At 70.5% G+C, this 8,658-nt stretch carries 9 protein-coding genes and 1 pseudogene; 3 read left to right on the forward strand and 7 right to left on the reverse strand.

All coding sequences use genetic code 11. The features are described 5' to 3' along the window. Positions 1–106: 106 nt before the first annotated feature. The gene (locus H0487_RS09935) at positions 107–1,021 is read left to right on the forward strand and encodes a ParA family protein (RefSeq protein WP_312855892.1); all 915 of its coding nucleotides are present in this window, start codon (positions 107–109) and stop codon (positions 1,019–1,021) included. Further along, a complete protein-coding gene (locus H0487_RS09940) occupies positions 1,018–2,025 on the forward strand; it encodes a ParB/RepB/Spo0J family partition protein (RefSeq protein ID WP_183094075.1) in 1,008 nt (335 codons plus the stop codon). The genes H0487_RS09935 and H0487_RS09940 overlap by 4 nt, the downstream gene beginning before the upstream one ends. A 91-nt stretch (positions 2,026–2,116) precedes the next feature. Here the strand turns inward: H0487_RS09940 and H0487_RS09945 are convergent, their stop codons facing one another. Further along, positions 2,117–2,908 carry a lysophospholipid acyltransferase family protein gene (locus tag H0487_RS09945; RefSeq protein WP_183094076.1) on the reverse strand — a complete coding sequence of 264 codons (792 nt, stop codon included), beginning with the start codon at positions 2,906–2,908 and terminating at the stop codon, positions 2,117–2,119. Between the two features lie 96 nt (positions 2,909–3,004). Continuing rightward, positions 3,005–4,219, reverse strand: a complete 1,215-nt coding sequence (locus tag H0487_RS09950) for a pyridoxal phosphate-dependent aminotransferase (protein ID WP_183094077.1) — start codon at positions 4,217–4,219, stop codon at positions 3,005–3,007. Positions 4,220–4,289: 70 nt separating this feature from the next. Between H0487_RS09950 and H0487_RS09955 the strand changes: the two genes are divergently transcribed. Beyond that, positions 4,290–4,946, forward strand: coding sequence for a GNAT family N-acetyltransferase (locus H0487_RS09955; RefSeq protein WP_183094078.1), 657 nt, complete (start codon positions 4,290–4,292; stop codon positions 4,944–4,946). A gap of 93 nt (positions 4,947–5,039) precedes the next feature. Here H0487_RS09955 and trxA read toward each other — a convergent pair whose 3' ends face one another. From trxA to H0487_RS09980, 5 genes and pseudogenes are all read right to left on the reverse strand, one after another. Next, a complete protein-coding gene (gene trxA / locus H0487_RS09960) occupies positions 5,040–5,366 on the reverse strand; it encodes a thioredoxin (RefSeq protein ID WP_183094079.1) in 327 nt (108 codons plus the stop codon). 83 nt (positions 5,367–5,449) lie between these two features. After that, positions 5,450–6,466, reverse strand: a complete 1,017-nt coding sequence (gene trxB, locus H0487_RS09965; RefSeq protein WP_246383284.1) for a thioredoxin-disulfide reductase — start codon at positions 6,464–6,466, stop codon at positions 5,450–5,452. A 104-nt stretch (positions 6,467–6,570) separates the two neighbouring features. Beyond that, on the reverse strand, positions 6,571–7,326 hold the full coding sequence (locus H0487_RS09970) for a hypothetical protein (RefSeq protein ID WP_183094081.1): 756 nt from the start codon (positions 7,324–7,326) through the stop codon (positions 6,571–6,573). Between the two features lie 49 nt (positions 7,327–7,375). After that, positions 7,376–8,065, reverse strand: a complete 690-nt coding sequence (gene sigM, locus H0487_RS09975) for an RNA polymerase sigma factor SigM (RefSeq protein ID WP_183094082.1) — start codon at positions 8,063–8,065, stop codon at positions 7,376–7,378. Continuing rightward, positions 8,055–8,658 (reverse strand): annotated as a pseudogene (locus H0487_RS09980) (hypothetical protein); the annotation flags it as partial. The pseudogene H0487_RS09980 and the gene sigM, both read right to left, overlap by 11 nt.

Raw genomic sequence — 8,658 nt, forward strand, 5'->3', positions numbered from 1 at the left:
TCCCACCGACCACGGCTACAACCCCTCGTCCGGCGACGTTTCACGTGAAACAGAGAGCGACGTTTCACGTGAAACCGCCTTCGCGGTCCGTACGGCCGGCGACCTGGTGAGTCTCGGTTCCGACCTCGACGACCTCCAGACCCCGCTCGCCGTCGAGGCCCAGCACTCGGTCATCGCGCGCCAGGGCATCCAGCGGCACCCGGTCCCCCGACCGGAGGCCACCCGGGTCTTCGTCGTCGCGAACCAGAAGGGCGGCGTCGGCAAGACCACCTCGACGGTCAACATCGCCGCGGGCCTGTGCGAGCTCGGCCAGCGCGTGCTCGTCGTCGACCTCGATCCGCAGGGCAACGCCTCGACCGCACTCAACGTCGACCACCGCCAGGGCACGGCGGGGACCTACGAGGTCCTCGTGGACGGGATGTCCCTCGAGGAGGTCATCAAGCCGTGCCCCGACAACGAGGGGCTTGACGTCGTCCCCGCGACGATCGACCTCGCTGGCGCGGAGATCGAGCTCGTCAGCGTCGTCGCCCGCGAGGGGCGCCTGAAGAAGGCGATCCTCGCCCACCCCAAGGTGGGTACCGCGGCCGAGGCCGGCGAGGAGCGCTACGACTACGTGCTCATCGACTGCCCGCCGTCCCTGGGACTGCTGACCCTCAACGCGCTGGTGGCCGGCGCGGAGATGATGATCCCGATCCAGGCCGAGTACTACGCGCTGGAGGGCCTGGGTCAGCTGCTCGCGACCGTCGACATGGTCCGGGCCCACCTCAACCCCGACCTGGCCGTCTCCACCATCGTCCTGACGATGTACGACGCGCGCACTCGGCTCGCGGCGGGCGTCGCGCAGGAGGTGCGCGAGCACTTCGGCGACCAGGTGCTCAAGACCGCGATCCCGCGCTCGGTCCGGGTCTCGGAGGCCCCGTCGTACGGCCAGACGGTGATGACCTACGATCCGGGTTCGCCGGGCGCTCTCAGCTATCTGGAAGCCGCGCGGGAGATCGCGATCCGAGGGAGCCTCCGATGAGCACGAACGCACCGCGCCGCGGCCTGGGACGGGGCCTCGGCTCGCTGATCCCCACCGCTCCTCCCCCCGGCGAAGGTGCGGTCGTCACGGAGCCGCGCCCCGATGCCGACCCGACGGGCAGCGACGCGTCGACCGCGCCGGCCACCCCGAGCGGTCCGGTGCCGGCCGGCGGCCCCGAGCTGGTCCCGGTGGAGGGTGCGTACTTCACCGAGCTCGACCCGACCTCGATCCAGCCGAACCACGTCCAGCCCCGCCAGGTCTTCGAGGAGGAGGCGATGGCGGAGCTGGTGCACAGCGTCCGCGAGGTCGGTCTGCTCCAGCCGATCGTCGTGCGCGAGCTGGCGCCGGGTTCCTACGAGCTCATCATGGGCGAGCGGCGCTGGCGTGCCGCCCAGAAGGCCGGGCTCGAGAAGATCCCCGCCATCGTCCGGCAGACCGACGACGGCGACATGCTCCGCGACGCGCTGCTGGAGAACCTGCACCGGTCCCAGCTCAACCCGCTGGAGGAGGCTGCGGCCTACGCCCAGCTGCTCGAGGACTTCGGCTGCACCCACGACGACCTCGCCCAGCGGATCGGCCGCTCGCGCCCCCAGATCAGCAACACCCTGCGGCTGCTCAAGCTGAGCCCGGCGGTCCAGCGGCGGGTTGCCGCCGGTGTGCTCTCGGCGGGTCACGCCCGTGCGCTGCTCGCCGTCGCCGACGGTGAGATCCAGGACCGGCTGGCGCAGCGGGTCATCGCCGAGGGCATCAGCGTCCGTGGCCTGGAGGAGATCGTCGCCGTCGGCGACACCGGCTCCTCGAAGAGCCGGGCCGCGCACGCCAAGCCGTTCGCGCCCGGCCTCGTCGAGCTCTCCGACCGGCTGGCCGACCGACTCGAGACGCGGGTCAAGATCGACCTCGGCAAGGCGAAGGGCAAGGTCACCGTCGAGTTCGCGACGCTGGAGGACCTGCGCCGGATCGTCGACCTGATCGACCCGCGCAACCGGGCCGACCGACCGATCTGAAGCGCGTCAGGGGCGGCTAGAACCGCCCTGACCTGCGGAAACGTCAAATGTCGACAAAACGACAAATCAACTTGTCGACAAGTCGCTAGGACTACTTGTCGCCCTTCTCGGCAGCCTTCTCCGCAGCCCTGGCAGCCCTCTTGGCGGCTCGCTCCTTCAGCTCCTCGGCGTCGAGGACGGCGGCCTCCTCCGGCGTCGGGGCAGAGCCGCCGAAGCGCGCCGGCGTCCACCACGAACCGGGCTGCTTCTCGTCCTCGGGATAGGCCGCGATCACCTCGTCGAGCATCGCGGCCATCCGGGCGCGCAGCTCCTCGGACTCGGCGATCGGGTCCTCGCCGGTCGGGTACATCGGCTCGCCGACCTTGACCGCGATGGTCTTGCGGGAGCGGGAGAAGTCCCTGGGGTGGTCCTTGGTCATCAGCCGGTGCGCGCCCCAGACGATCACCGGGATGAGCGGCACGCCGGTCTCGGCAGCGATCCGGACCGCACCCGTCTTGAGCTCCTTGATCTCGAACGAGCGCGAGATCGTCGCCTCCGGATAGATGCCGACGACCTCACCCATCTCGAGGTAGCGCTTCGCGTCCTCCATCGACTGGAGGCCCGACCCGCGGTCGACCCGGATGTGGTGGAACGAGCGCAGCAGGTGACCGATGCCGGCCTTGTCCATCATCTCGCGCTTGATCATGAACCGGACCAGGCGCTTGGAGGGGTTCGCCCCGAGCCCGCCGTAGATGAAGTCGACGTAGCCGGTGTGGTTGATCGCCAGCAGCGCACCTCCTGTGCGCGGGACGTGGTCGGTCCCGGAGAGCTGGAAGCGCTGGCCGAGGACCCGGAAGAGGAGCTTGGCGGTGACGATGACGGGCGGGTAGGTGATGTCGCGCACCGGGCGATTCTGACAGCCCCTGCCTGCAGATGCGACTGGGGTGAGGGTCAGATCAGCCGGTGAGATTTCATCCTCAGCGAACAAAAACGAAACGATCTACCGACGGGTAGCCAGGAATTCCGCGATCCGCCCGATGGCTTCCTCGAGGACGTCGACGTCGGGGAGCGTGACCAGCCGGAAGTGGTCGGGTGTCGGCCAGTTGAAGCCGGTGCCGTGGGTGACCAGGATCTTCTTCGCCCGGAGCAGCTCGATCACGAACTGCTCGTCGTCGTCGATGGCGTAGACATCGGGGTCGAGCCGCGGGAAGCAGTACAGCGCGCCCCGGGGCTTGACCGACGTCACGCCCGGGATCTCGTTGAGCAGCCGGTGCGCGAGCATGCTCTGCTCGTAGAAGCGTCCGCCGGGCACGATGAGCTCGTTGATGGACTGGTAGCCGCCCAGCGCCGTCTGGATGGCGTGCTGGGCCGGCACGTTGGCGCACATGCGCATGTTGGCGATGAGGGTGAGACCCTCGAGGAACTCCTCGGCGATCTCCTTGGGGCCGGAGATCATCACCCAGCCTGCCCGGTAGCCGCACACGCGGTAGGCCTTCGAGAGGCCGCTGAACGTCAGGCAGAGGACGTTGCTGCCGGCGGCCGCCGCGGCGTGGTGGTGGACCGCGTCGTCGAACAGGATCTTCTCGTAGATCTCGTCGGCGAACACGACGAGCTGGTGGCGGCGGGCGATGTCGACCAGTGCCGCGACCATCTCCTTGCTGTAGACGGCACCCGTGGGGTTGTTGGGGTTGATGATGACCAGGGCGTGGGTGTTGTCGGTGATCTTGGACTCGATGTCCTCGAGGTCCGGCATCCAGTCGTTGTCCTCGTCGCACCGGTAGTGCACCGGCGTCCCGCCCGACAAGGTCACCGCGCCCGTCCAGAGCGGGTAGTCGGGGGCAGGGACCAGCACCTCGTTGCCGTCGTCGAGGAAGGCCTGGAGCACCATCGAGATGAGCTCGGAGACGCCGTTGCCGATGAAGACGTCGTCGACGTCGGTGTCCCGGAGGCCGCGGGACTGGTAGTACTGCGCGACCGCGGTCCGCGCGGAGTAGATGCCCTGGGAGTCGCTGTAGCCCTGCGACTCGTGCAGGTGGTGCATGACGTCGGCGAGGATCGCCTCGGGCGCCTCGAAGCCGAACGGCGCGGGATTGCCGATGTTGAGCTTCAGGATGCGGTGGCCCTCGGCCTCGAGGCGCTGGGCCTCGACGAGGATCGGGCCCCGCACGTCGTAGCGGACGTTGCGGAGCTTCTGGCTCTGGCGGATCTTGCGCACGCCTGCATTCTCGCAGCCGGGCCTGGCCGACTCCACGGAGATACCGCCGTGGAAGATCTACCCTGGTGTCGTGGCCCGGACGACGGTCCCCTTCACCCTCGACCACCTCGACGCGCTCGACGCGTTGGGGCTGCCGTGCCGCGCCTGCCTGTTCTGGGAGCTCGACCCGGTCCGCCGCGGTCGGTTGACCGACGAGACCACCCGGGCCGAGGTCAAGGACGCCTGGATGTCGGAGGTCCTGCGCGAGTGGGGATCGTGCGGCAGGGTCGCGATCGTCGACGGGTCGCCGGTGGGCTACCTGACCTACGCGCCGCCCTCCTACGTGCCCGGCGCCGCCGCGTTCCCGACCGGACCCGTCTCACCCGACGCGGTGCTGCTGGTCACGGCACACGTCGCCGACGGGTACGACGAGGCGGGCATCGGGCGGCTGCTCGTGCAGGGGATGGCGCGCGACCTGTCCGGGCGCGGCGGGATCAAGGCCGTCGAGGCGTTCGCGTACGGCGGCAACCGGCTCGCCCCCGAGTCCGGCTGTCTGTTGCCGGCGGAGTTCCTCGCCCGGGTCGGCTTCAAGACCCATCGACCACACCCCCGGACGCCCCGGATGCGGATGGAGCTGCGCTCGCTGGTCACCTGGCGCGACGAGGTCGAGGCCGCGATCGAGCGGTTGGTGGGCGTCGTCCGTCCCAAGAAGAACCCCAGTCCGGCTCACCGGTCCGAGCTCAACTGAGGCGCTGCTGGCCGAAAAGCGGGATAGTCCCCCCGGAAAAGCACCAGTTCGAGCGTGGAACCGGTGCTTTCCCGGGGGGACTATCCCAGGTGATCAGGCGATGAAGTCGGCCAGCTCGTTGAGGATCGCGGCCTTGGGGCGCGCACCGACGATGGTCTTCACGACCTCGCCGTTCTGGTAGACGTTGATCGTCGGGATGCCGGTCACCCGGTAGGACGCGGGGGTCACCGGGTTCTCGTCGACGTTCATCTTGAAGAAGGTGATCTTGTCGCCGTGGCTGGCGCTGATCTCGTCGAGGATCGGGGCGACCTGGCGGCACGGACCGCACCACTCGGCCCAGAAGTCCACGAGCACCGGCTTGTCGGACTTGAGGACCTGGGTGTCGAATTCGGCGTCGGTCACGGCTGCGATGTTGCCCACGGTTCTTCCTTTCGTGGCGGATCAGTGAGAGTTACTGGTGAACACGACCTGCGGGCTGCTTGTTCCCGCCGGTGTGGGCTCGGTCAGGCAGGCTGCCCGACGGAGGTGGCGACCTCGGCCTGCGTCGCCTCGGCAGAGCCTGCCGAGGACGACACGTGGTCGAGCATCGCGAGGTAGCGCTCCGCGTCGAGCGCGGCGGCACATCCGGTCCCGGCGGCGGTGATCGCCTGCCGGTAGTGGTGGTCGACCAGGTCGCCCGCGGCGAAGACGCCGGGCAGGTTGGTCGCCGTGCTGGGGTGCTTGACCAGCACGTAGCCGTTCTCGTCGAGGTCCACCTGGCCGGTCAGCAGCTCCGAGCGCGGCTCGTGGCCGATCGCGATGAACAGCCCGGTCGCCGCCAGGTCGCGGGTCTCGCCCGTCACGGTGTCGCGCAACGTGATCGACTCCAGCGACTCCTCGCCGTTGATCGAGGCGACCTCGGAGTTCCACTCGATCTCGAGCTTGGGGTCGGCGAAAGCGCGCTCCTGCATGATCTTGGAGGCCCGCAGCGAGTCACGACGGTGGATGAGCGACACCTTGCTGCCGAAGCGGGTCAGGAACGTCGCCTCCTCGATCGCGGAGTCACCGCCGCCGATGACCGCGATGTGCTGCTCGCGGAAGAAGAAGCCGTCGCACGTGGCGCAGTACGACACCCCGCGGCCCGAGAGCTTCTCCTCGTTGTCGAGGCCGAGCTTGCGGTAGCCGGAGCCGGTCGCGAGGATCACCGACCGCGCGGTGTAGGTGTCGGTCGCGGTCTTCACGACCTTGACGTCACCGGTGAGGTCGACCTCGACCACGTCGTCGGTGATGAGCTCGGCGCCGAACCGCTCGGCCTGCGCCCGCATCTCGTCCATGAGCGCCGGGCCCTGGATGCCGTCGCGGAAGCCCGGGAAGTTCTCGACCTCGGTGGTGTTCATGAGCGCGCCACCGGCGGTGACGGAGCCCTCGAACACCAGGGGCGCCAGCTGGGCGCGTGCGGCGTAGACCGCAGCGGTGTAGCCGGAGGGGCCGGAGCCGATGACGATGACGTTGCGCGGCTCGGTCGAGGGAGCGTCGGACATGGTGGAGGACCTCATCGCTGGGGGATCGCGGGCGGAACGGATGCGTGCTGCATCACCGGTGCAACCCCGATCGTAAGGGGCACATTCCCCGAGGTCAGCCCCGGTCAGCCTCGCGTGGGCAGCGTGGTCGAGCGCAGCACGTCGCCGGTGCCGCACTGGAGCACCTCGACGACCTGCGAGGACCCCATCGGGTCGCGGAACGCGACCAGCGCGGGAGTGCTGTCGTAGGTGACCCCTACGAGGAGACCGCGACCGAAGTCGGCGGGGCTGCAGGTGAACGCGTCCGGCACGACGGCCTCGGCGCTGCCGTACCTGAGCTCGGTCGTCCCGTCGCGCAGGCCGTCCAGCGCCACCCGGAGCCGCAACAGGTCGCCGACCAGGTGCCGCGACCGGACCTGGAAGTCCGCGATCGACTCCGACACGACGATCCCGTCCTCGTCGTGCGGGGACTCCGCCGCCTCGGTCGGGGCGTCGTCGGCGACGTCGAACTCCGCGGCCGAGCCGTCGTCACCGCGCTCGAGGGAGTTGTTGCTCGCGCCGGCGCTGTCACTCTCACCCTGGGAGGTGGAGTCGAAGAACGTGCCGACGCCGAGCCCGAGGACGGCGACTGCGGCGGCCGCACCGAGCACCGCGGCGACCCGGTGCCGTCGCGTCCGCTCGAGGGGTACGACGTTGTCGGCGGGCACGGGCTCGGCGGTGACGCCGCGCTCGGCGGCCAGTGCGAGGAGCGTGTCGTCGAGGCGAGCGGCGACGGCGGCCGGCATCGGTGCGGTCTCCCGTGCGTCCGACAGCAGCGCGCGGAGCCGAGCCTCGTCCTCGGGGGGGACGGGGTCGAGCTGCTCGTCAGGCTCGTCGGTCATCGGGGTCCTTGCTGGCTGAGGCTGGGTCCATGCTGGTGTCGGGCAGGTGTCAGGCGGGCTCGGCGGGTGGTCCGCGCGGTGCCAGGGATCCGACGTCCGAGGACACGACCGGGTTCCCCGGTGCCGGCGAGCCGACCTCGTCCACCGCGTCGTCGAGCAGCGGCCGCAGCAGCACCGCGAGCTTGGCCCGGCCGCGGGCGCACCGGCTCTTCACCGTGCCCTCGGCGCAGTCGAGGATCTCGGCGACCTCGGCGACCGGGTAGCCCTCCATGTCGACGAGCACCAGCGCCGCGCGCTGCTCGGCGGGGAGCTGCTGGAGCGCGGCGAGGACGAGCGCGCGGCGCTCGTTGCGGACCCCGTGCTCCGCTGGGTCGAGGACGTCGTCGGAGTCGGTCGCCGTCGCCAGTGAGCCACGGCCGGACTCGTCGAGGTCGTCGGGCAGCGGCTCGGCACGTCGTACCTTGGCCGAGCGGAGCCGGTCGAGGCACGCGTTGACGACGACGCGGTGGAGCCAGGTGGTGACGGCGGCGTCGCCGCGATAGCTGCCCGCGCGCCGGAAGGCGGCGATGAGGCCCTCCTGGAGCCCGTCAGCGGCGGTCTCGGGGTCGCCCGTGGTGCGGAGCGCGACGGCCCACAGCCGATCGCGGTGGCGGGCGAACAACGTGCCGAACGCCTCCGGGTCGCCGGCGACGTGGGCCGCCAGCAGGTCGGCATCGGTGGGCAGGATCTCAGCGTCCACGCACCACCACCTCCGCGAGCCCGGCTCGGAACCCGTCCGAGACCACCGGGAGCGAAGTGAACCACACGAGGACGTAGCGCCCGGTCACGGCCGACCCGGCGCCGTCCCCGGACACCGGCTCGAGGGTCAGCGTGTCGCCGGCGCTCACCCCGGCCGCGACCGGCCGCCCCGTCGGCGCCCCGGCGGGTGCCTCGTCGGAGACGAAGAGCTCGACCTCGGCCGGCGACCCCACGAGCGCCAGGTCGACGGCGGACACCTCGCGAACGACGCCCAGGTCGAGGTAGAGGCCGACCCCGGACTTCAGCGCGGGCACAGCGGTGCCGAGCTGGTCGCGGTAGGTCGACGTCGACCACGACGTCCCGGGGTCGCCGTCGATCGCGAGCGTGACTGCGTCGTCGTTCTCCTCGCCGTCGTCGGTGCCGAGCGGGTCGAACGCGCCGGCGACGACGTCGGGCAGAGGGCTGGCCGTCGGCTCCGCCGGGGTCGTCAGCGACGGCGTGGCCGAGGGCTCGTCGCGCTCGGCGCCGAGCGGGGTACGTCCGCGGCCGAGGTTGAAGGCCACGGCGACGCCCACCACGATCGCGAGCGCGACG

Source organism: Nocardioides stalactiti (genome assembly GCF_014180715.1).
GTDB lineage: Bacteria > Actinomycetota > Actinomycetes > Propionibacteriales > Nocardioidaceae > Nocardioides > Nocardioides stalactiti.